We start from the raw sequence: 22,847 nt of genomic DNA on the forward strand, positions 1-22,847 counted from the left end.
ACTGAAAACGAGGAGACCCCAAAATCTGGTGCGCGAAGGCGCGCTCGTACCCGCGCGACGTCATACCTGTGACTATCTTGTCGTAGTACTGCTGGAGCCCGCCCTTACGCTTCCATGCAGCCATTGACCTTCGCAGTTGGTCTGCTTCGCCCGCAGTGAAGCCTGCAGCCACGATTGCCACCTGCATAACTTGCTCCTGAAAAATGGGGACCCCAAGGGTCCGGCCAAGCGCTTCTTTCAGCGCTTCGCTGGGGTACTCCACAGGCTCCTTCCCCTGTCGCCTGTTCAGGTAGGGATGCACCATGTTCCCTTGTATCGGGCCTGGCCGGACTATCGCGACTTCGATGACCAAGTCGTAGAAGCACTGCGGTTTGAGTCTGGGCAGCATAGACATCTGCGCCCGCGACTCGATTTGGAACACACCCACAGTGTCCGCCCGCGAAATCATCTGGTACGTAGCGCGGTCCTCCGCAGGGATGTCCTGCATGGAGAAAGCGTAGCCTTTTCGCATGCTGACGAACTCGAGGGAACGCCGTATTGCGGACAGCATTCCCAACGCCAGGACATCCACTTTCAGCAACCCCAGTGCATCGAGGTCATCCTTGTCCCATTCGCAGATTGTCCGGTCTTCCATCGATGCGTTTTCGATGGGCACGAGCCGCTTGAGGGGCCCTTTCGTGAGCACAAAACCGCCAGGGTGCTGACTCATGTGCCGAGGCATTCCGATGAGCTGGGAAGTCAGCTTCATCAGCTGCTGCACCACGAGTTTGGAAGGGTCCAGGCCGGACTCCGCAACACGCTGCTCCAGTACCTCGCTGCCATCCCACCAAGCCAAGTTTGACGCCAGCGCCTCCAGTTGCTCGAGCGGGATGCCCAGAGCCTTACCAACATCCTTGAAGGCCATCTTCGCCCGGTACTTGATGACTACCGCAGTCAGTGCGGCTCGGTCTCTTCCGTACTTTCGATACAGGTACTGAATGACCTCTTCCCGCCTTTGGTGCTCGAAATCGATGTCGATGTCCGGAGGCTCATTTCGTTCGCGGGAGATGAAGCGCTCGAAGAGGACGCTCATGCGAGCGGGGTCCACTTCGGTTACGCCTATGCAATAGCAAACCACACTGTTCGCGGCGCTCCCCCGGCCTTGGCAAGAAATGCCCTGGGACTGTGCAAACCGAACGATATCTGCCACGGTCAGAAAGTAGTGTTCGTAATTCAACTCACATATGAGCTCGAGCTCATGCTCTATCTGGGCTTGGACCTTCGCAGGCATGCCGCCTGGCCATCGGCGGCCGGCGCCGTCATACGTGAGTTGCCGCAGATAACTCGCAGGGGTCTGCCCGTCAGGCACCACCTCCGAGGGGTACTGGTATCGCAGCTCATCAAGCGAAAAGGTGCAGCGCTCTGCGACACGTAATGTCTCGCGGAGCAAGTCTTCCGGGAAGCGCTGTGCCAGCAAAACACGGCTGCGCATGTGCTGCTCACTGTTGAGCTCAAGGTCAAGGCCACAGTCAGTGAGCGGGCGTCCGACCCGAGCCGCTGTCATCACATCGTGGAGCATCTTGCGGGACCGAAGATGCATTCGGACGTCGCCCGACGCGACCAGCGGAATCGCGGTCAGCTCGCTCACCAACCGCATGCGGTACAGCCACATCTCGTCATCCAGCACACGCTGCATCTCTACAGCGAACCAGCACCGACCGATGAAGCTGTTGAGCAGCCATCGTGCAATGGTCTCCAACTGAGCGTCGGTCGATTCGCGGTCCGGCGAAACCAGGACCACGCAGTCTGCCAGTGCCGAAGGCTCAATGGCGCCCAGTTCGAGCCGGTAGGTGCCCTTCTCTGCTGAGCGTCTCAAGCTTGTGATGAACTCGCAAAGGTTGCCGTATCCCTCGATGTTGCTCGCTATGACGACCAAGGTGAAGGGGGCATCACACACGACCTGAAACTGGCTACCGTGCAGCACCTTCAAGTCATGCTCTTTGCTGGCCACATGGGCCCGAACGGCCCCGGCCATCGAACATTCATCGCACACCGCAATTGCGCCGTAGCCAAGGGCCTTGGCTCTCCCCACAAGCTCTTCCGGCCAGCTTGCTCCCTTGAGGAAAGAAAAATTGCTGAGAGCCCGCAGCTCTGCATACGCCGGGATGCCCGCGCGCGTATCGATGCTGTTGCTCATGCGAAAGCTCCATGGAGGTACCACGCGGTCTGGTCCCCGGCCAGTCGCTGCTGAAATACCCAAAGCACGCCGCAATGTGGACTTTGAGCCACCCAGTAATCGCGAGCAACATTGCCTGTGTATTCCTCACCGCCGTTATCAAGCCTCTGCCACCACCCGCCTTCGACCCGGTGCGGCCCGGCAAGCAGCTGCAGCACGCCTTGGTACATCGGCTTGTCCCCGCGCATCGACAAGCGCAATGGTTCTGACAGGATGAAGCTGGGCTGTGGGAAGCGGCTGCTGCGTGCACGTTTCCTGGGAAGTGGCTCGGGAGCGGGCTGCCACTGTGCCATCCACTCCAGTCGGTGGTCTTCAACAACGACAGGACGCACGACCTTCTCTGCTCCAAGCCGCGCTGCGACTCGCTCAAGCACCAGTGTGAGAGATTCTCCAGCCTGCACCGGGTCAGGCAGCAACGACCGGCTGAGTTCTTCCAAAGGATGCACATCCAAGGCTTCCAGCTCAAGGTCACCTGCAGGAGCAGCGAGCTCAACTTTTGCCAAGTGCTCAGCAAGCAGACGACATAGATGCTCCACATCGCGCATGGGCTCGGCAGTTCGCACAGTCAGTTCGCCACCGTCTCCAGCGTCGCGTGCTCGCATGGCATCGTGGACCCAGCGCAGACAGAACGAGGTCGTACCCGCATTTCTGGCGGCGAGCCATCCGCACATTTGAAGCAGCAGTCGGCGGGCCCCGAACAAAAGCGCCGGAGCGGAATCGACACGAGACATGAGTTCAAGACGGGCTTTGAAAACCTCCGGTGCTTCAACCCAGTTGTGGGCTTCCGGGCGCAACCCATACGCCTGGTCTAGCGCTGTCAGAAGCTGCTTGTCGAAACGCCGGCTTATCCCGCCCCTTGGCAATGCCCTGATGTCGCCAAGCGTTCGGCAGCCCAATTGCGTCAACGTTGTCAGGTGCGGCTTCACCGCCGCCAATGTCTCCATCGGCAACGGGTCCAGAAGGGTCGTCAGCGCGCCCTTGATGCCGTTTTCATGCCCACCCCGGGCACATGCCAATGCGGCCAGGCTGGTGGAAGACCAGGCGACCTGCTCCACGCCCAACGCGTGGACCTCCGCAACGATGCGGTCTCGCAGGGTCCGCTTGCCACCGAACAACCGAATGCTCGCTTCTAGCTCGACGACTACCGCGTTCTCAACAATGGCCGTGCGCGGCGAATACTGCAGCGCATACATCGAGAGTCCACGCAGTTGGTCATCAAGCGGCGACGTGTGCGGGCCGGAAGGCAGTAGCAGGGCGACCCACAACATGGGGAACCTCTGGAGTGATGAGTGAACTCGGGCGGCGCAGTCTTGGGGTCAGGACCGATGCAAGCCCACCAGGCACAGATGCAAGTACCAGGGAGTGTCCCTGCTGCGGTCCCCGGCGCTTCAGGATTTGTACGTTCAGTTCCCAGTCCAGACCAGCTGATGCCTGTACGCGTAGTGGTGCAGCAGACGACTCGTGTTGAGCGACTTCAGGCCGGCACAAGAAAACTGGTGCTTCGCAGCCCTGAGAGCACACCTGGAGTCGACGCAACTGGTCGGGTCGGGCTTTCGGCAGCCACGCAATGATGGCGCCCGCAGAGTTGGACTTGATGAGCTGTTCGGTGGTCCAAAGCCTCTCAGACGGGACATCAGCCTTAATCCACACCAGTTGCCTGTCGTTCAAACCCATATGGGTCAGGCCAGGGAGGTGCGGGTTGCGCGGCGGTCCAATGACAACGATCTGGCCACCTGCTTCGATGATGGGCCCCAGACCTGGCGCAAGCAACCGCCACTCAACAACTGAAGGCTGGGCCGTCAGCACCTCGGTGACCGAGCGGCGCGGCCACCCGCTACCGGGTAGCTCCTTGTCCAACTCGGTCCACCCGGAAGACACCGTCTCCACACTCTGCGAACCCAGTTCGTTGCCGCACCAGACCACCTGGGAGAGGCCGGAAGACTGGACCAACGCACGCAGGGAAGCAGCATTGCGACCAGCAGCATCGTCTTGAGCGGTGTTAGGTAGGGTGGGCATAGTTGAGAAACTGTTTTTTTATACAGTATCACGAAGCGCGCACCATTGTCTGCAAGGAAGACGTCACACCAACCACCGTTACATTTCAGGGAGCCATTAGCTGCAAGCCCGTCTTCAATCCAAGAGTAAATCTTCATTACACGCCAGATAAGCATCAAGAACGAGCTGTATGAGCTGGCAAACCCCTGGGATTCTGGGCTAGTGCTACCCTGTTTTGAGACCTTCGCGGACCCCACAGAACGTACATGTCGGAGCAGACTGGCAGCCGCTTTCGGACCACACTGGCCTTGTCCTGGCCGCATGGGACCGACCATCGGCTCCAGCGTGGCATTGGGCCCCGTGCACTAGGAGAGCGATATGTCTGACGACAAGACCAAGACCGGCGGTCAAGACCGCACGCGCATTGATGTGAACGAAGACTACGAACTGCGCGACTGGTCTAAGAAGTTCAACGTGACCCCGGAGCAGTTGAAGGCTGCGGTGAAAGCAGTTGGAACGAGTTCTGCTGCAGTCGAACAGCATCTGAAGCAATCCACCCACAAATGATGGAGCGAACGCACCGATGAAGCCGACTACCACCGAGACGTCGCGAGTAGCTGAGGCAAGCGACATCCAGCGGAAGCTGGGCCACGGAGGCAACATGCGTGATGCAGGCCTAGGCGCTGACCAATGGCCGCGTCTACCCTGGTCCGAGTGGTGCAGAGTGCCACTGGCCTGCCCCGGCGCCACACAGCCATCATCAGCGCGTCCACCACGAGCTGCGAGGTCATGCTCCCCTGCATCGACCAGCCCACGATTCGACGGGAGTACAGGTCCAGTACCGCAGCTACGTAAAGCCAGCCTTCTGCCGTTCAGATATAGGTGAAGTCGGCCACCCATTTCTGGTTCGGACCATCTGCCTGGAACTGACGGTCCAGCACGTTGTCAGCCACAGCACCACGCGCGCCCCGGTCCTTGGGTAGTCCACGCCTTCGCGGTCTCGCACGCAGCGCCTGTCTCAAGAGCGCACGGCAACGCTTGTAGTCATAGCCCTTGTCGGCGTGCAACTTCGATGGTCTTTTGCGGGGGCGCCCTCCCAAGCCTGCAATCGCAGGAATCGCGTCCACGCACCTCTCGAACATCTTGGAGTTGTGCCCAAGGGATTGGAGAAGGTGTTCGCACGGAATGCCTGTTTGCAGCACGAACAGGATGCCGTTGAGGGCTGCTTCGTCGCTGACTGCGAGCTTGCGCGCACCGCCTTTGGCAGAGGGCACGAAGGCTGGGATGAGGGGTTGTAGCTGTCGCCACAGTTCTTTGCTTACGGGTCGTCGTTCCTTGAGGGCAGCGGGCATAAATGCTCTGCGGGGGCCTGTGACGAAGTGGTGTTAGCCACTCTTAGTATTGAACTTCTCGGAGGGCGTGATTAAATTTTCAGCAGATCACGGTCTCTAAGTGCAGGCGTCATGCGTACACATTTCAGTGTGCATGTCACAGGCTGGTTAGCTGATGAAGGCGAGCCGCAAGCTGAGGTGCGATCCCTTCAGTAACGCCTTCAAGGCCGTTGGTCACGAACAGGGAGCCACAAAATGGCATGAACAGCCAAGGGCGGTCGTCCACTGCCAGCCAAGGCACATGGGCGGCATTGTTAGCCCACAACCAAGCACGGCATTCAGCTTGACGGTGGTAGCCCAGCAAAGTGTTTGGAACGTCACGCAGCTCTGGATAGTTAGGGGTGACGCCCAAAATTCTTTCCGCGATGTCTGGCGAGAAGTGCTTTCGAAGCTTCTCAACTGGAGCTTGCAAGCGCCAGGTACTTGAAATCACAACCAAACATGTCGACGCTTGACGCAGGAGGTCTTCCATCAAGGGAAGACGGCAAAAGTGCTTCGACTCGTGACAGAACTCTGGGTGCAGCACCCCGTCGAAATCAAGAAAAACTATGGGGGCTTCGATCGATGGCATGGACATAGTCAGACCTCTGATGAGACTAGTTGGTCGTGGTCTTTTTAGTCCCAGTGGGAGGAAATCGAGGCGATGCAGCCTCGCAAAAATATTCCTACTCGAGCCGACTTTGGACACGCGCTTCGACAGCTGCGTGCCCTGCGCGGTTTGACCCAAGAGGACATGCTGATGGCAACCAGCAGGCGTCACATGAGCAGGGTCGAGCAAGGCCACCAGATACCGAGCGTTCGCGTTATTGAGGCATTGGCCGAAAGCTTGCAAATTCATCCATTGACGCTCATCGCAGCTGCATACTGCGTTGACTTGGACGAAGCGTCGATCAAGCTGATCCTGGATACAGTAGCACTTGATCTTCAATGCATGGTGCGGGATCACATGGGGAGTGAATCTGCGAGTGAGTTCAGCTGAACAAGCTCATGCAGGCGTTGCATGAATCCTGCCCCCGATGTCCCATCTTCTCGACGAAGTAGTCTGCTTACTATTTCATGGTCTACGGAGATGCTCAGTAGCGTCAAGACCTCGTGCAAACTGGCCATATCGGCTTCTCTGGAGAGATCCTCCGGTAGGGAAGCACCTGCCTTGGACAAGAGCAGAAGGCCTAAAGGCAGGGCAGCACTACCATCACCATGCTTTGAGTTCCACCCCTTGCCCGCCAGCAGGTCTCGGAGCTGGTCCGAAAGCAGGAGCAACTGGTGGTCCTTCAAGGCATCAGGCAGTGCTGCTTGCCAGCCATGGGCGCTGATGCACTTGGCAAGCTCGTGTTCATCAAATTTCCCAAGAAGACTTTTTTCAACTGTAAGCATGATCGTTCATCCGTTCGTATGAGACTATTTGGTCTCGTGCACAAGTGATGCATGCGAAGATAGCGCAGAATGGCGAGCGGTTGCATCTTGTGCGCTCGTGCATCAAGTAACAGGAAGCTGTAAGTTGCCGGACCGAATGGCGCAGGCAACCAAGCTGTTGCCAAGTGCAAAGGGGTTTTGAGTTTGTTGAAAAATAGAATAGATCTCATTCGCCTTGCTGAACTAGATCGTGAGTTTGGCGAGTTTGCCAAAATACAGCGCAGTGCGACGCCCAGATGTGGATGGGCGAAGACCATAAGGCTGGCCTTGGGCATGAGCTCCAGTGCTTTGGGACGCCGCCTTGCTATATCAGCTCAAGGTGTCCGTAAGCTAGAGCAAGCTGAGGCCAACGGAACAATCACACTCAAAACGTTGGCGCGACTTGCTGAAGGAATGGATTGTGAGGTGCACTATATGCTTGTGCCGCGCACTCGGCTGGTCGAGCAGGTTCTGCGACATGCAGAGGAATTCTCTGCCAGGGGCGAGAAAACCTCAGTTGAGGTCCAGCAGCTTTTAATTGAGTCAGACTCTATTAATGCTTTAGCAGAGCTTTTTGCGAATTTGGGAAAACGTGGATTTTGGTGAGAATATTGAGGGAAACTTTTGAGCTCTACTGGGTGCAGAGTCGCGCATGTGCTGCGCGCAAACTCTAAAATTTATCAAAACCTTCGAGTTGCGTAAAGATCATTAGGGTTATATTATCGATATTGATCTCCGGTGCTCGTTTGTGAACTGGGCCGAGTTGGCTTTCGTGGCCCTGTCAAAGAATGCGACATGCGTGAATTTTGTGACCCGGTCGATTATTTTCTCTTACACCTGACGCTCAGCGAATGACATCATGGCAGTCACCAGTCTCATCCAGCACGCGGCGCAAGAGCCTGGAAACCCGCAGGACTTTGATATGAGTTCCTAGCTGAGGGACTGACTCATGAAGGCCGTCCAGGGATTCGGCGGCCGGTAGCCCCTGAATGCGAAGAAGGAGCTTGGTAGCATGGACCTAACGCACAACCATCCACCACAGACTTCGCCTGACAGCTACCTTTATGGATGACGCACATGCGATGACTTCTGTCCACAATGCGCCCTATGTACCGGCATCTACACCTCGCAGCGCGGATGTGATCCTGTACTTGGACCTTGATGGCGTAGTCCACCATGAGAAGGTACTCTGGCATCCCCGCAAGGGTATCTACATGAGCCCATACCAAACCTCGGACCATGCCCTGTTTGAGTGGCTTCCCATTCTGGAAGACGAACTGGCCCCATACCCCTCTGTGGCCTTGGTGCTGAGCAGCACTTGGTGCATTCGCCCAGGTTATGCCAAGACGCTTCAGCGGCTGCCTGAGCGACTGCGCACGCGATTCATCGGTGGCACATACCACAAGCATGTCCATGGGGCTGATCCTTGGAGCCTAGCGTCGTTCCAGAGCACCCCGCGAGGCATGCAGATCTTGGCAGACGTGCAGCGGAGAAAACCGCGTCACTGGATCGCCCTGGACGATGACATTGAGGACTGGCCTCCGCTCGCTATCGGTAACTTGGTAGCTTGTGACGGCACCACCGGGCTTTCCGACCCGGAAGTGCGACGTCAACTGCGGCAGCAACTAATGGCAAAGTGCGACAGCATGAAAGGCTCCAGAGCGTGAAAATTTCGCGTAAATTTGCGGTTCATTGAAACAATGTAAGTCCATGATTTTTATTAACTTATTTGCAGAATCAATGAGCTCAGTGCGGCTAAATATTTGGCTATTTCACCTATAGCTCATGCGCCAGAACCTGCTTGTTGACGCGCGCTCAAGCTGAGCAGCGTTGCGGTACACAAGCACCTGAGCTGTGGATCCTGAAACGTCCGGCCGTACTGTCAGCCGTTGGAATTTTAGTGATGAAGACAGTTCTCCCGCATCGACCAGCTGATGTTGCCCCCGTATTCCCGACCCCGCCTATTCGCAATAAAACGCTTGGTCAGCCCTGCAACCTGTTGCCGCCTGAACTCCCGAGGCGAACGCATTTTCAACGAAGAATGCGGATGTACCTCGTTGAAGTGTTCGAAGGCCGCTTGTAAGCTAACCGATGTCGGCCATGGGCTTGGCGAGAGCATAGCCGCCCTCGTCGCCTTCGTAGCGGCCGTGCTGCCTTGGCTCGTGCTGGTGGTGCTGCCGCTGGACTGAATGCTGTGAGCGCTGTGGCGGCGCAGGCGTGCGCGCACGGGCTGAGCACGGCCCGGTGCAGCAGGCCGGTGCCTGCCCGCCTTGTCTGGCAGGCGCAAACACCAGCAGACTTGCCAGGGCCAGCGCGAAGGCACTGACTGCGCCGTAAGCCGTGACCCAACCAAAGCTGCTGGCCAGCGCGCCCTGCAGCAGTTCCTGCGGCCAGGCCGCGCCGACCAGCAGGCCGCATGGCTTTCAAGAGCCGAGAGGTCGCCCGAAGCGATCTTCTCGGCAATGGGGCGCAGGCCTTGTCCCGGGTCGCTCAGGTCCAGGCCCTTGTGCAGCGAAGCCGCCCCCCTCCACGAGGATGAATCCCATCAGCGCGATGTTGAAGGCCAGCGATGTCATGCGCGCGCCCATGTCGGCGCCCGACGCAAAAGCTTGTGCAGTCGCAGCAAGATCACACTACATTGTTCAATCTAATAGAAAAATGCTTGACTACCTTTCCTGTTCTTGAAAAATGGGAATGCCGAGCGTGCGGCCAAGAGCCTCCTTAAGCGCATCACTGGGATATGTCACGGGCTCGTGCCCCTGCCGGCGCTTTAGATACGGGTGCACCATTCCGCCCTGGATTGGGCCTGGCCGCACGATGGCGACCTGAACCACCAGGTCATAGAACGTGCGCGGCTTCAGACGCGGCAGCATTGACATCTGCGCGCGGCTTTCGATCTGGAATACCCCCACCGTGTCGGCCTTGCAAATCATGTCGTATGTGGCGCGGTCTTCGGCGGGTATGTCCTGCATGTTGAACTGAAAGCCGCGACGCTGCCCGACAAACTCCAAGCCTCGCCTGAGCGCGGACAACATGCCCAGCGCCAGCACATCGACCTTCAGCAGGCCCGCAGCATCTAGGTCGTCCTTGTCCCACTGGATGACAGTGCGATCGGGCATCGATGCGTTTTCCACGGGGACCATGCGCGACAGCAGTCCCTGCGTCAAAACGAATCCGCCCGTGTGCTGCGACAGGTGCCTCGGAAAGCCGATGAGCTGGTCGGTCAGTTCCAGCAGCTGGCGCACCTGCAGGCAGTCCGCATCCATGCCCAACTCGTCGAACCGCTCAAGCCGGACCCGCTTGCCATCGAACCACATCTGGCCCTTGGCAATCGCATCGACCGTCTCCAGGTCGAAGCCCAGCGCCTTGCCCACGTCACGGATCGCGGAGCGCGGACGGTATGTGGCGACGGCAGCGGCCAAAGCCGCGCGGTCGCGCCCGTACTTCTCATAGAGGTACTGAATGACTTCCTCGCGCCGTTGATGCTCGAAGTCGATGTCGATGTCTGGTGGCTCGTTGCGTTCGCGCGAGATGAAACGTTCGAATAGCACGCTCATGCGCGCCGGATCCACTTCGGTGATACCCAAGCAGTAGCAGACGGCTGAGTTCGCGGCCGAGCCCCGGCCTTGGCACAGGATATGCCGCGAGCGCGCGAACAATACAATGTCATATATCGTGAGAAAGTACTGTTCATATTTCAGTTCGCAGATGAGGTCTAGCTCATGCTCAATCTGCTTTTGCACCTTGACGGGGATGCCCTGCGGCCAGCGACGGCCGGCGCCTTCATAAGTTGCCTGGCGTAGAAAGCTGGCGGCCGTGTGTCCGGGCGGCACTACCTCTTCGGGATACTGATACTTGAGCTCGTCCAGACTGAAGCTGCAGCGTGCCATGACCTTCAGCGTTTCGGCCAGCAGATCCTCCGGGAAGGTCTGCGCCAGGCGTAGGCGGCTGCGCAGATGCCGTTCGGCGCTGCGCTCCAGCGCGTAGCCGCATTCGGTGAGCGGTTTCCCGATGCGGGTCGCCGTCAACACATCCTGCAGCGGTTTCCGCGACCGCACATGCATATGCACGTCGCCAACTGCGACAAGCGGGACCTCGGTGAGCGACGATAGCGCACGCAGGCGGTGCAGCCAGAGTTCGTCGTCGATCCTTCGTACCAGGTCCACGCCGATCCAGCATCGCCCCGTGAAGTGTGTCAGTGCCCAGCGGCCGACGGTATCCAGCTGCGCGTCGGTGCAGGAGCGATCGGGGCAGAGCAGCGCCAAGCAGTGCTTGAGCTCGCCATGCTGCAGCCCTGCGGTGTCCAGGTGGTACTCGCCTTTGGCCGAGGCGCGCCGCAGCCGGGTGATGAATTGGCACAGGTTTCCGTACCCTTCGAGGTTCTGGGCCAGGACGACCAGCGTGAACGGCCCGTCCCGCTCTGTACGCGGCTGCACCGCGAAATGCGCTCCGACCAGCAGCGGCAGACCAGCATTCTTTGCGGCAACGTGTGCGCGAACGATCCCGGCAAGGCTGCACTCGTCGGTGATGGCCAGCGCTTCATAGCCCAGTTCCTTGGCGCGTTCCACGAGCTCATCGGCGTCGCTGGCGCCTTTCAAGAACGTGAAGTTCGTCATGCAGCGCAGCTCTGCATACGAAGGAATGGAGGAAGGTGCAAATGACATGAAGAGGTGTCAGCCGTAGTGGCCATGGAGGTACCAGGCCGTTTTGTCGCCCGCCAAGCGTGCTTGGAACACACACAGCACTCCCGCACATGGGCTGAGCGCCAGCCAATAATCCCGCTGCACGTTCAGAGCGACTTCCTCCCCCTGCGCATTGACCCGGTGCCACCAACCGCCCTCAATTCGATCTGGCCCCAGTAGCAGCTGCAACGTGCCTTGATAAACCGGGCGGTTATCGCGTTCCAGCAGCTGCAGCGGCTCGTCCAGGATCCAACTCGGCAAGGGCAGGTGGGCACCTGCAGCGCTAGTTGCGCGCGTGCGCCCCGCCGAATGCACCCAGGTCTGGATCCGTTCCGGTCGGTGGTCTTCGCGAAGAATGGGCCGCCGCACACAGTCTTCTCCCAGGCGAGCCTGGATGCGTTCCAGCGTGAGGGCAATGGACGCACCCTTGCGTATCGTGTCCGGGATGAGCGAGCGGCTCTCCTCAACGAGCGGCTCCGCCTCGGCAACGCGCAACTCCAACTCGCCTGCAGGTGCCTCCAGTTCGACCTTCGCCAGATGCTCGGCCAGCAGCCGCACCAAGTGCTCAACGTCTTGCGTGGCCGTGGCAGTTCGTACCGTCAATTCACCGCTCGGATTGGTGCTTTTGCCACGCATCACGTCATAGCACCAGCGCACTGTGAACGCCGTGGTCCCCAACCGTCGAGCTCGCAGCCATCCAACCATCTGCAACAGCAGTCTGCGGGCACCGAATAGCAGTGCAGGACCCGTTTCCACCCGCGACATCAATTCGAGGCGGGCATGAAAACTCTCGGGGAGGGTGAGCCAGTCATAGCTTTCAGGGCGCAGACCATACGCCTCGTCCAGTGCAGACAACAAAGACTTGTCGAAGCGCCTGCCGATCCCGCCACGCGGTAGCGCACGTACTTGCCCGAGTGTGCGGCACCCGACTCTGGCCAGCGTGGGTTGATGGCGAGCTACGGCGGTGATAGTGTCCAGTGGCAACCTATCGAGCACCTGTTGCAGCGGCATGCTGAACCCGTCGCTGACGCCATGCTTGGCCAACGCCAGCGCTGCCAGACCAGTCGGTGCCCACGCAACGCGAGCCCCCAGTTCGCATGCCCCTTGTTCGATGCGCTCGCGCAGCATATCCATGCCATGGAACAAGCGCGCACTGGCCTCAACTTCCACCAGCACCGAGGCTTCAACCAACGCCACGCGCGGCGAGAATTGAAGGGCCCAGATGCCTAGCGACTGTTGATCAATTTGCGACTCGGACGCCGTCGAGCTGAGCGGGACTAAAGCGGCCCAGTACATGGGTCACCTCCGAGGCAGGGATGAGCGCGGGCTGCGCGAGATTGCGCAACCTCGGCGGGATCACGATCCCCAAGTTGCTGGGCATCGCGTCAAGATGCAGCACGTCTTCGAGCGGAGCGCCCCGGCGCTTGATTATTTGCACGTCGATCTGCCAGCCCATGCCGGGCTTGGCGGAGAGCCGCAGCGGCGCGGCCGACGTGTCGCGCACAGCCGTTTCCGGACGAAACAAAAACACCGGGGCATCGCAGCTATGTGCATTCAATTGCAGACGGCGGATCTGTTCGGGCCGCGCCTGGGGAAGCCAAGCCAGCACAGCGCCCACCGGCTCGGATTTGAGCAGTTGCTCCGTGACCCAAAGCCGGTCAGCTGGCCCCTTCGCGTCGATCCAGACCAACTGCTCTGGCTTTACGCCCAACTGTGCCAAGCCCATTGCATGGGGCTGCTTCGGGGGGGCGACAAGATAGAGGCAGCTGCCTTTCTCTGCCAAGAGCGCTGCGAGGGATGGGCCCAGTAGCCGCCACTCGCACACAGCTGCCTGAGGCATAAGCACGTCAGAAAGGCATGCGGTTGGCCACCCCTGGCCTGGAAGCGCCGCGTCCAGCGCCGGATGGCCGGACGGTACGGTGCGCCCTGCAGCCGCACCTAACTCCGAGCCACGCCACACCGCCTCGGCAACATGGGTGGGCAACTGCCACCGGTCGAAGACCGCCTGGCAGCGGGTAGGGTTGATAGGTTCGTGGAGCATGGCAATAACTGTATTTGCATACAGTATAGAGGCCTTGCTCCTCCGCTGCATAGGTTCGAGTCGGATGTTCCTGCTGCGCTTCCGAATCGGGAGCGAGCCAAGCAGTTCCAGCAGCGCCCTGGGGACTTTGCGACCCAAGCCGTGGCAGTCGGTCTCAATCTTGAGTCTGCGCAGGGGACAAGGCCCGGGTCCCGCATCGTCGTCCAACCCTGCATCAGGAACAGGGATGACCTCACACAGAGGGACGGACGGCGTTGACGGCGGCAGCGCGAGCCTGCATGTCGGCCTTCACGTAGATCGCGGTCGTATTGATGGAGCTATGCCCCAGAAGCGACTGGGCGACCGTAAGATCTTTTCCCGTGGCCTTGAGCACGTGGTGTGCAAATGTGTGCCTAAGCCAATGCGTTGAGGCCCGCTTGAAGGTGGTGCGCTTCTCGCTAGGCAACTCTCCCGCCACTTCGGAGCATTTAAGGAAGAACTGTTTGAGGAGTGAATAAATGGCAGCAGCGGAAAGGCCTCCGACAAGATTCTTCGAGCTATTCTGATCTACCTTCTCTTCGGCCTTCATTTGCGGATGCAAGCCGTCCTCCCTAACGAGAACCATTTGAAACCTCTGGTCCTTTGCCACAACCAGTTGACGGCCATCATTCACTGAGTCAGTTTCATTTTCTTTGATCGCCTTCATCTTTTTACGTGACTCTATCCATCGTTCATCCAGCAAGCCAATTAAAGGCATATCATTTTCTTTGTCTGGCTTGGGGATGAGGCCACGGGCCTGCAATGCGAGTCTATCTTCCTTATGAGCAAGGAGTGCTGCGTAGGTATCCAAATTAATAGGCACGTTCCTTACACGCAAGCCTTTGCCTTCAACTCTAAGCCCCCATTGCTCGGTATCACGACCGTCAATGCGCAAGCGGCTCAGATGTCCCCAAGTGGCTTTTGCCAGTTCCTCGCGCCGCAGGCCAGCCGACTCCAGTATCCGGATGATGGCCGCAAGCCGCCGCTTGGCATACCCATCCTTCATCTCAGAAAAGGTCCGCCCGATGACTTCTCGCTCCTGTTCGCTAAACGAGCGCATCACATCCATCTTGGCGTCCTTGCGTTTGGAGCCGACGATGCCGTCTGCGGGGTCCGAGGTGAGGTAGCCGCTCGTGTGCCAGCTCCTGAACATGGAGCCGATCGCCACAAAGGTGACTTCAAGGCTCGTATCGGACAACGGCCCTCGCAGCGGACGCCACTCCTCGGCTTTGCCCGTACGGGGCGCATTGCGGTCCTGAACCCATTCGGCGGGCGGATCCGACAGGAAGTCCTTGAACGCCAGCAGATCGTGGAGCGTCATGGAGGACAAGCTCACAAGCCGCACGTTCACGGCCCACAGCACTAGGCGCTCAATGGCCCTGCGGTAGGCCACCTGGGTCGCCGCCGATTTCTGTCGGATGAGCTGGAACCAGGCGGTAACGGCCTCCATGTCGTTGCCGGCACCCAAGCTGTTGGGCGCGTGTGTTCTCAGCATGCCTTCATGGCCGCGAAGATGCTCGGGCCAATTCAGCTGGGACAGTGGAGCCAGCTGGGGTCCTCGCTCACCAGCTGGGTCTTGCTGGGGCACCAAGGCACGCTGCTTGAGGCCCTGGGCCGGAAGGATGCTCCACCTAGCCATCCACAGCCGGATATCCTCGGCGCGCCGGACGCCGTAGCCTGGGACGTAGCCATACCACTCATCGCCGCGAAGGGCCATCCAATCGACCAGATTGCCAAGGGTGAGCACGCCCACTTCATTGAGCGCCTGGCGTTGCTTGGCGTTGATCCTCAACCACTGCTCGACCCGATCGTTCCGACTCGGACGCCGGCCCAGGTGGTTATCCAACCAATCGATGGCCGTAAGTAGACGCTCCGTGCGCTCAACTGCCGACAGGGCAGACGCGGAGTTTGCGCCATCTGAAGTTTGCGGAGAAGGGCCGTTGCCAGCCGCCTCCAGCGCTTGACCAACTGGAGGCGCTGCAGCGCTCGGCTCGTCGGGATAGTCCTCCTCGTACATTCTTATGAGATCCGCTTCCGAGAACATGTCCTCATCGAACCGCGATGCAAACTCTTCGAGCGACGGTCTCTCGGGAGCGCCGGGCACAGTGCTTTGGACCTCGGGCGGGGCCGATGCAGAATGCTTTGACTCTTCCGCGCCGACTATCTCGGCTTGTAGGGCCAGCAGGCCTCGAACCATTCTCCGAGCCGCCCCAGCGTCCGGCAGCCTCTTTGCCCCAGCTTCAATTCTGGCCAGGATCAGGCCGAAGTTTTCAACTAACTTGGCGCGCTCGGGAACGCGGCTCGTCCACAGGAGGTACTGCCGCGAAGCGATCCCAACATCGATGCCCTGGGCCACCGCGCGGAGAACCGCAAATTCGTCAGCCGTGATGTGCGTGTTGGCCGCGCGGGTTTTGGCTCCGGGCGGGCGGCCGCGCCGGCGAGTAGTTCGAGCGGGTACCGGTGGTTCGAGCGCCTGGTCGTTCTCGTCGACGGCCGTCGTGCCGAAGGCCACTTTCTCGTTGATGTCGTTCTGTTGAGAGTCACTCGTCATGGCGGCGGGATGAAATGGATCTGTGACAGCAGCTGCGCCTTGGACACCTTGGCCAGGGCCTGCAGCCGGAGCGGCCGGAACCCCACAAACTGGGGCAGGGCATCAGTGCCCTATTTTAATCATCTTACTTTCATTGTGTTAAGTATCATTAACATGATGTAAAAATTTAATGTATTTCCTTCGGCTGGGCGGGCAAAGCTGTACAAAATCACAGCCATAGGCTGCTGGTGCTGGTTGCTGCTGCGGATGCGGAACGCCACTACACATTAGTTTTTCCGCCACTGATCTTTAGTTTTTTCGGGGCGCGCCCGCGCTGGCCACCGGCGAAGCGCGGCCTGCAGGAGCACACAGAACTGCCGGCGAAAGGCTGGCGCTGAATCACCATGCAGCCCTGCGGCCCGTGTCGTAACGCCGCATTGACGGCGGCCCCGGCCCTGGGGCTGAGCGCGCCCACGATCAGCCAGCCATGCAGAAGGACTGCCCTAGATCAGGCGCGAACGAGGATCGAAGCCATGGCTGATGACCTCTCTGGAGTCAGAGGGAGGGAAGCTCCGCCCTCGTGGCAATGACGTGGGAGCCTGACCAGGTCGGGCGCGGATGAGGAGCGAGGCCTCTGGCGATGACCTATGCGGGGTGGTTTCAGGTGCTCGGCCGCCCTGCCTCACTGGCGTGATGAGGGGTGAGCATCGTTTGGATGGCTCAGATCGAGCCTGAGTGGCGCTCCCGGGAATGTCGCGGCCAACATCCCGCCCGCTACAGGGAGGCTTATACGAGACACAACGGGCGTCTGGCGCGCCCTAGAAAGGCTTGCCCTCGCATAACGACAGAGGTCGGCCACGAACGGCGGCTGTATGGCGTCATTGCAAACCACCGGTTGCTGAAAAAATCAATCTCTTGCAGCAGATGTCCACCAATATGGCCAACATCTGCACTGCGCGATCTGAAGCTCTATCGCTGAACGCGACGCGTTCAACGGCTGCATCTCCGGCGTCAGGATGACTTTGCGGGACGCAGACGAAGTGCCGAGTGGATTCTTAGAAATACTACTGTTTTCCTAGCCAGAAGGCGCCCGAACCTGTGCCAGGTAGCACACGGTTTGTTTGCGTGCTCAACAACACACCGCCGTCATTCACACAATGCCCGCCGGCCCCGGAACGGCGGACGCGGTTGGTGGTATGGGCGTGCACATCCCAGCCGGCGTTTAGGTAGGCTATTTGGGCACCCTTGACGGGGTGCGAGTAACTGTTACCGCGCCCGACTGAGTACGCGAGAACCGCAGGGAAGTCCGGTAGCGGTATTGATGACCTGGTGAAGTCCGCACCGTGGTGTGTGGCAGCAAGCCCGGAAAAGGTGTATTTGAGTGCAGCGTCCGCCTTCATGAAAGGCAGGTGCACATAGTCTGCATCGCCGGGGAACAACATTGCGCGTGGCTCAGTTCCAATGCGCTTGTTGGCCGCGAGATTGTCGACCACAACTACCAATCCGTGTTGGTTGACGTCCCCACGTTTGCCACCAGACGGACGATAAATGGAGAGGCGGTCCAGATGGAGATCATTCAGCATCGCCGGCCAGCGGTAGAAACGCTTCTTGCGAGACAGCGCTAGTGCCAAGCGCCAATCGAGCGGACAAATCTTTACTCCACCCCAAGCGTTGCCTACCCCTGGCACGATCCAGGGGCGATTGAGCGCGATATCGTCCCAGGAAATACGCCAGCAGTTCTTCACTTTACTCCAGCCATTTTTTTTTCTGGCCAAGCCCCAATGGTCCCAATCCCAGTGCGACAGGATCACCAACGCGCCGTCATCCCGAAGTGCTGGACGCACCTTCGGCGGAGTATCTGGGTTGTAATTCGTCGGCCAGCCGAGGTCGAAGTACATCGACGGCCATTCGCCAACGCCATGCAGGGCCACCAGGCTCGCCTGGCCGACATCCACAACGGACGCATCCAACTCAGAGGCGCTGCTTAGAGCTTCATCAATGAGGCGCCTAATTTCGGCCTCTGAGGCCCCTCTGCCACGAAAGGGCGCCGCCACCAAATTGTTCAAACTAAGTTCTTGCGCCTCTGATACGGGAGCCGCTTTAACAAGGTGAAAAGGTACTTCGGGCAAATCTCCGTCGCCCAGAACCGTAATCTCAGGGCCGTGGACACCAGTTTCCAGGACAATATCAAACCAACGCAGGTCAAAGGGCTGGGCATCAAACCCAGCAATCCTTTGCCAATCGGAACGCGGCACGGCGAAGGCGAACACCGCGTATTGCCGGTCGATGTCTTCATCTGACGCATGTGGATGAGGGTTCTGTCCTAGCTTCACCTTGTGGGTTTGAACGAAGCATGACAACTGAACATCGCCGTTCTCGAACTCACCGAGTGGAGATACCGTTGTCTGGTTGATGCGGCCAAAGAGTTTGATTTTCATGAAATTGGTATCTGGACGCCTCCGACCAGATCGACGTTGCGAATTTCTGCATGACGGGCGTTAACCCACTACCGCGCAGCATACTCAATCGCCATGAGCCGTCGTCCTGAGCATAGGTGCGATTGGCGAAAAACATGTGCACCACCACTCCGTGCACGAGTTACATGCCGGCAAGCGGGCCTGTTACGGCCAGATGGCAGGGATCTACGACCGACAGCTACTTGGAGGCGAGATCGGTACGACCAATGTCTCGTCAGGGTCGGCAGCTTCCACACGAGAGCCCTTGGCAACCCGCGACGCCGCCGCACTTCGGCCCTGAGCGCTTAGGCCTCGGCCGATAGCTCGCTCCTCAGCCTTGCTGGCCAAAAAAACTAAAGTACGTTGGCGCGTTATCGGTACAGACGAAAGTACAGTGGCGCATCTCTCTAAAGATCGATGGCGCATGGCTTGCGAGGACGTGAGAAATCAACGAGTTATCTGCGTGACGCGCTGCGTGTTCAGTGGCGTTCCGCACGTGCGGAACGCCACTTGCGGAACGCCACTACACATTAGTTCTTCCGCCACTGATCTTTAGTTTTTTCGGGGCGCGCACGCGCTGGCCAGCGGCTCAGCGTGGCCTGCAGGAGCACACAGAACTTACGGCGAAAGGCTGGCGCTGAATCACCATGCAGCCTTGCGGGCTGTGCCCGAACCTCGCATCGAGGGCACCCCTGGCCGTGGGGCTAAGCGCACCCAGGATCAGCCAGCCGTGCAGAGTGACTGCCCTCGATCAGGCGCGAACGAGACCGAAGCCCCGGCTGGTGACCTCTGTGGAGTCAGGGAGGGAAGCTCCGCCTTCGTGGCGCGATGACGGGGGCCTGACCAGGTCGGGGACGGATGAGGAGCGGAGCCGCTGGCGATGACCTATGCGGCGTAGTTTCGAGTGATCGACCGCCCTGCCTCAGCGGCGCGATGAGGGGTGAGCATCGTTTGAATAGCTCAAATCGAGCCTGAGTGGCGCGCTCCCGGGGATGTCGCGGCCACCATGCCCCACGCTACAGGGAGGCTTATGCGCGACACCAGGGTCGCTTAGCGCTCCGTAGAAAGGCATGCCCTCGCACAAGGACAGCTGTCGGCCACAAGCGGAAGGTCAATGTGCATCCCGAAAGCGGGTAACCTGCGTCGCTTTGCTCCGTCCGACTCGCTTGCAGCATAGCCTCGCCTGACGTCCCCCGGGCTGGGGCAATTCTCCTCCACAGCGGCCAGCGCGCATGAGGAGTTCGGCTACTTCCTGCCGCGGTTTCTTCGTTTCGAGGCTTGCTGCAACTTGCGGCGACCCTTCTCGGTCTTTGCCTTTCCAGACTGTCGCGGGTTGCCCGCCGTGACAGGCCGCAGCTCGAATTCTTCTGTCTCTTGCACCATTGGCCGCGAGATTCGCTCAATGGCAACGCGCTGGTTCGCTTGCGGAAACTCGTCCTGGCGGAATCGCGACATCTCCATAGCTCCACCCCAAAGGCCAAACTCTTGCCGCTTGGTCTCAAGCACCGCGAGTTCGTGTTCAGTCCAAGTAGGCTGGGAGAGCACGAACAGGTCCTCAGAGCCTCCTGGGTAGTCCTTGTGCCGACTGTCGAAGGCCACGCCAACAAATGTTGTTCCCAGCGGCGCCTTGAGCTTTGCGGTTTGAACGTAGGCATGCAGCAGCCCAAGTCGCTTCCGCCGATAGTCGTCGTAGGTCTCGCTGGACTTCTTGGCCGCGACGACAAAGACATAGACGGTCTCGTTCCCTTTCCCCCCGTACACGAGGCGTCCTAGGCGCTTGCCGGGTTCTGCCCGTCGCAGAGCCCCAATGAATGATTCCGCCAACTGGCGCCGGCGGTAGCGCGGCTCAGCAGCCATGAGACGCAACCCTTGCTCAGTCAGGGACGAAGCCTGACCAGGAAGAATTCCCTGAATCGTCGGATCACCGTAGCGGAGAAATCGGTCAACAAGCGCGTCCCACTCGTAGCTGATTTTGTCCGCCTCCTTCTTCCGCAGGTAGGCGGGGTCACCTTTCAAAGCTTCGAAGTGGCCCAACTGGAACATGATGACCTCAGGTATCCCATCGTCCGGCGAGACATTGAAGAAGACATGCTCAGTTTCATCGGCGTTCATGTTCCGCAGGTACGCGGCTAGAAGCTCCTCCTCGCCGTAGGCCGTGACCTGTTTGCCAGGTCGGCCAAGTAGAGCCTGCCGCTTTTTGAGGTAGTCCAAGAAGTCGGCGGCTGTGTCCAGCTCGCTTAGCAGGAGTTCGATGGACACCTCATCGAACACGTGAACGAAATGCCTTTCTGGCTCCGGAACTCCAATGACGAAGGGGGCGTCGTGATGTGTGTCGCCCTCAATGTTGCTGCTCAATGCAAATGAGCCAAGGCCTTCTCCGCGCTTGTGGGCCAGCGCAGCATCACGGCTCCCGCGTGTCACTGCGACAAGATGGAACCTCACGGAAGTACCAGATGGCACCGGCACAGGTAGCGGCCTGGTGCATTTGGCGTCCTGGAACGCTCTGGCAGGGAAGCGCTGCAGCCACGACCGGGCCCCGTGCAGCTGCCGGCACGAATCGCGCACAGCTCGCTTGTACCACCTGGGCCAAGCAACCTTGAGGTCTTTGTCGGCCTGAAAGACAACGTGCTTATCCGAGAAGATGATGACGTCGTCGCCGAAGACCACCAGGGCGTCACAAAGCTCTTTGGTGGCACCCTTACCGTCTTTGAATCCCTCATCTGTGAAGACGTTGGTTTGAGACCAGAGACGCAGAAAGGACTTGCGACAAAGTTGGGTGAGGACGCGCTCAGACTCGTTTACTCCCTCGGAGCCGGCCAAGTCGAACATGGGCTTTGCAGAGCTTGCATTTTCGGAAGGTGGTGTGGGTTCGGTAATCATCTGCGGGAGTGTAGGTACATCGCGTGCTTTGCACCCTATCGTTAGCCTGAGTGACCGCTTGGCGATGAATTGAGCCACCGCAGCGGGTCGCTAGCTGCTACAGGAGAGCCCTTGGCAACCCGTGACGCTGCTGCACATCGGCCCTGAGCGCTTGCGCCTCGGCCGATAGCTCGCTCTTCCGCCTTGCTGGCCAAAAAATCTAAAGTACAGTGGCGCGTTTTCCGTACAGACGAAAGTAAAGTGGCGCATCTCTCTAAAGATCGATGACGAATGGCATGCGAGGACGTAAGAAATCAACGGCTTATCTGCGTGACGGGCTGCGTGTTCAGTGGCGTACCGCACGGAGTTAGCCGAGTAAAGTCAATTTCTGGGCAGTCGGCTGCTGGAGCTTGAGTGGGCCAACCTGGCGTTTAAGACTCCAGAGAACACGTCAGACTAAATAGCAACGAAAGGATAGGCATGAGCGTCAGGTGGTGGGAAAAGACCGTCGAATATAAATTCTTGATGTCGGTTGCAAGTCAAAAGAAATTATTCCTTGCACCCCTTGATGGTGAGCACGAGCAGGCTGGTGATGCTATTTTTTCTGCCAATAATCGCTGGCTTCTTATCGAGTTCAAAAAAGACTCCACAGCGATACGATCTGAGATGGAAAAGTTCATACAGTATGACAAGGCGAGGAAAATACTATCACCCTACGACGCTCACCATTACATAGTCTATGGCAAGCAAAGTTCATCTGTGCCTGCCAAGCTGGAACTTTACGCACATACCTATTTTTCCCGCGTGGCGCGCAACTTAAATGACATGCTGAGTAGTGGAAAGCAGTTCCCAGATTTTAGGCGATACATTGAGCAATACATAAAACTCAAAAAGAGCCAAGCAGGCGGCAGTGTAAGCAGAATGACTATCGAAGATTATTCTTTGGTGGCCGGAGTGAATGCCGATAACCATGTTGTCGAGTGCCTAAGCCTCAGTGAATTTCAGCGGCAGCTTGGGTTAGAACTTCAGCAGGAGCACAAAAGGTCCAGAGGATATGATGGGCCATCTCTATGACATTTGCGGCCTAACCCTAGGGTCGAGAGTATGCTCCAGCTATGAGCGGCGCAAGCCTGAATCCCGACTACTGAACACCATTACAGATTGGTTATTCCGCCACTGATCTTTAGTTTTTTCGGTGCGCAGCCGCACTGGTCGGCGGCGAAGTGCGGCCTGCAGGCGCGCACAGAACTTCCGGCGAAAGGCTGGCG

The 22,847-nt window shown here is 58.9% G+C and carries 15 protein-coding genes and 3 pseudogenes; 5 read left to right on the forward strand and 13 right to left on the reverse strand.

All coding sequences use genetic code 11. The features are described 5' to 3' along the window. The 3 genes from KDK82_RS30825 to imuA (KDK82_RS30835) form a co-directional block, all read right to left on the reverse strand. The coding region (locus KDK82_RS30825) for an error-prone DNA polymerase (protein WP_143343586.1) at positions 1-2,176 on the reverse strand (2,176 nt) is incomplete at its 3' end. Beyond that, the gene (locus KDK82_RS30830; RefSeq protein WP_088167135.1) at positions 2,173-3,483 is read right to left on the reverse strand and encodes a DNA polymerase Y family protein; all 1,311 of its coding nucleotides are present in this window, start codon (positions 3,481-3,483) and stop codon (positions 2,173-2,175) included. The genes KDK82_RS30830 and KDK82_RS30825, both read right to left, overlap by 4 nt. Then, positions 3,431-4,231, reverse strand: coding sequence for a translesion DNA synthesis-associated protein ImuA (gene imuA, locus KDK82_RS30835; RefSeq protein ID WP_143343587.1), 801 nt, complete (start codon positions 4,229-4,231; stop codon positions 3,431-3,433). Before imuA (KDK82_RS30835) ends, KDK82_RS30830 begins: the two co-directional genes overlap by 53 nt. A 357-nt stretch (positions 4,232-4,588) precedes the next feature. On the opposite strand from imuA (KDK82_RS30835), the gene KDK82_RS30840 reads away from it, so the two are divergent. After that, on the forward strand, positions 4,589-4,777 hold the full coding sequence (locus KDK82_RS30840; RefSeq protein WP_088167136.1) for a DUF3606 domain-containing protein: 189 nt from the start codon (positions 4,589-4,591) through the stop codon (positions 4,775-4,777). A 135-nt stretch (positions 4,778-4,912) separates the two neighbouring features. On the opposite strand, the pseudogene KDK82_RS32935 reads toward KDK82_RS30840, so the two are convergent. The 3 genes and pseudogenes from KDK82_RS32935 to KDK82_RS33325 all read right to left on the reverse strand — a co-directional run. Further along, a pseudogene (locus KDK82_RS32935) lies at positions 4,913-5,235 on the reverse strand (DDE-type integrase/transposase/recombinase); the annotation flags it as partial. Between the two features lie 3 nt (positions 5,236-5,238). Further along, positions 5,239-5,562: pseudogene (locus tag KDK82_RS30845) on the reverse strand (transposase); the annotation flags it as partial. Positions 5,563-5,698: 136 nt separating this feature from the next. Then, positions 5,699-6,439, reverse strand: a complete 741-nt coding sequence (locus KDK82_RS33325; RefSeq protein ID WP_256974590.1) for an HAD domain-containing protein — start codon at positions 6,437-6,439, stop codon at positions 5,699-5,701. On the opposite strand from KDK82_RS33325, the gene KDK82_RS30855 reads away from it, so the two are divergent. Next, positions 6,335-6,580 (forward strand): helix-turn-helix transcriptional regulator, encoded by a 246-nt coding sequence (locus KDK82_RS30855; RefSeq protein ID WP_256974591.1) that lies wholly within the window; start codon positions 6,335-6,337, stop codon positions 6,578-6,580. The genes KDK82_RS33325 and KDK82_RS30855 overlap by 105 nt on opposite strands. Here KDK82_RS30855 and KDK82_RS30860 read toward each other — a convergent pair. Further along, positions 6,544-6,975, reverse strand: a complete 432-nt coding sequence (locus KDK82_RS30860; RefSeq protein WP_256974592.1) for a hypothetical protein — start codon at positions 6,973-6,975, stop codon at positions 6,544-6,546. The two genes, KDK82_RS30855 and KDK82_RS30860, sit on opposite strands and share 37 nt — an antisense overlap. A 177-nt stretch (positions 6,976-7,152) precedes the next feature. On the opposite strand from KDK82_RS30860, the gene KDK82_RS30865 reads away from it, so the two are divergent. Both KDK82_RS30865 and KDK82_RS30870 read left to right on the forward strand, forming a co-directional pair. Then, positions 7,153-7,599 (forward strand): DNA-binding protein, encoded by a 447-nt coding sequence (locus KDK82_RS30865; RefSeq protein ID WP_256974593.1) that lies wholly within the window; start codon positions 7,153-7,155, stop codon positions 7,597-7,599. A 458-nt stretch (positions 7,600-8,057) separates the two neighbouring features. Next, positions 8,058-8,660, forward strand: a complete 603-nt coding sequence (locus tag KDK82_RS30870; RefSeq protein ID WP_256974594.1) for an HAD domain-containing protein — start codon at positions 8,058-8,060, stop codon at positions 8,658-8,660. A 1,008-nt stretch (positions 8,661-9,668) separates the two neighbouring features. Here KDK82_RS30870 and KDK82_RS30875 read toward each other — a convergent pair. The 6 genes and pseudogenes from KDK82_RS30875 to KDK82_RS30900 form a co-directional block, all read right to left on the reverse strand. Continuing rightward, positions 9,669-11,657, reverse strand: a pseudogene (locus KDK82_RS30875) (error-prone DNA polymerase); the annotation flags it as partial. A gap of 9 nt (positions 11,658-11,666) precedes the next feature. Next, on the reverse strand, positions 11,667-12,971 hold the full coding sequence (locus KDK82_RS30880; RefSeq protein WP_088167142.1) for a DNA polymerase Y family protein: 1,305 nt from the start codon (positions 12,969-12,971) through the stop codon (positions 11,667-11,669). After that, entirely contained in the window at positions 12,916-13,767 is an 852-nt protein-coding gene (imuA, locus tag KDK82_RS30885) for a translesion DNA synthesis-associated protein ImuA (RefSeq protein WP_306417412.1), read from the reverse strand. The genes KDK82_RS30880 and imuA (KDK82_RS30885) overlap by 56 nt, the downstream gene beginning before the upstream one ends. Before the next feature lie 181 nt (positions 13,768-13,948). Next, entirely contained in the window at positions 13,949-16,285 is a 2,337-nt protein-coding gene (locus tag KDK82_RS30890; protein ID WP_088167144.1) for a tyrosine-type recombinase/integrase, read from the reverse strand. Positions 16,286-17,328: 1,043 nt separating this feature from the next. Then, positions 17,329-18,702 (reverse strand): hypothetical protein, encoded by a 1,374-nt coding sequence (locus tag KDK82_RS30895; RefSeq protein ID WP_088167145.1) that lies wholly within the window; start codon positions 18,700-18,702, stop codon positions 17,329-17,331. A 1,263-nt stretch (positions 18,703-19,965) separates the two neighbouring features. Further along, entirely contained in the window at positions 19,966-21,549 is a 1,584-nt protein-coding gene (locus KDK82_RS30900) for a hypothetical protein (protein ID WP_088167146.1), read from the reverse strand. Positions 21,550-22,059: 510 nt separating this feature from the next. Between KDK82_RS30900 and KDK82_RS32520 the strand changes: the two genes are divergently transcribed. After that, positions 22,060-22,653, forward strand: coding sequence for a hypothetical protein (locus KDK82_RS32520; protein ID WP_143343588.1), 594 nt, complete (start codon positions 22,060-22,062; stop codon positions 22,651-22,653). Positions 22,654-22,847: the final 194 nt, after the last annotated feature.

The sequence above is a fragment of the Delftia sp. K82 genome (assembly GCF_002193035.1).
Taxonomy (GTDB): domain Bacteria; phylum Pseudomonadota; class Gammaproteobacteria; order Burkholderiales; family Burkholderiaceae_C; genus Comamonas; species Comamonas acidovorans.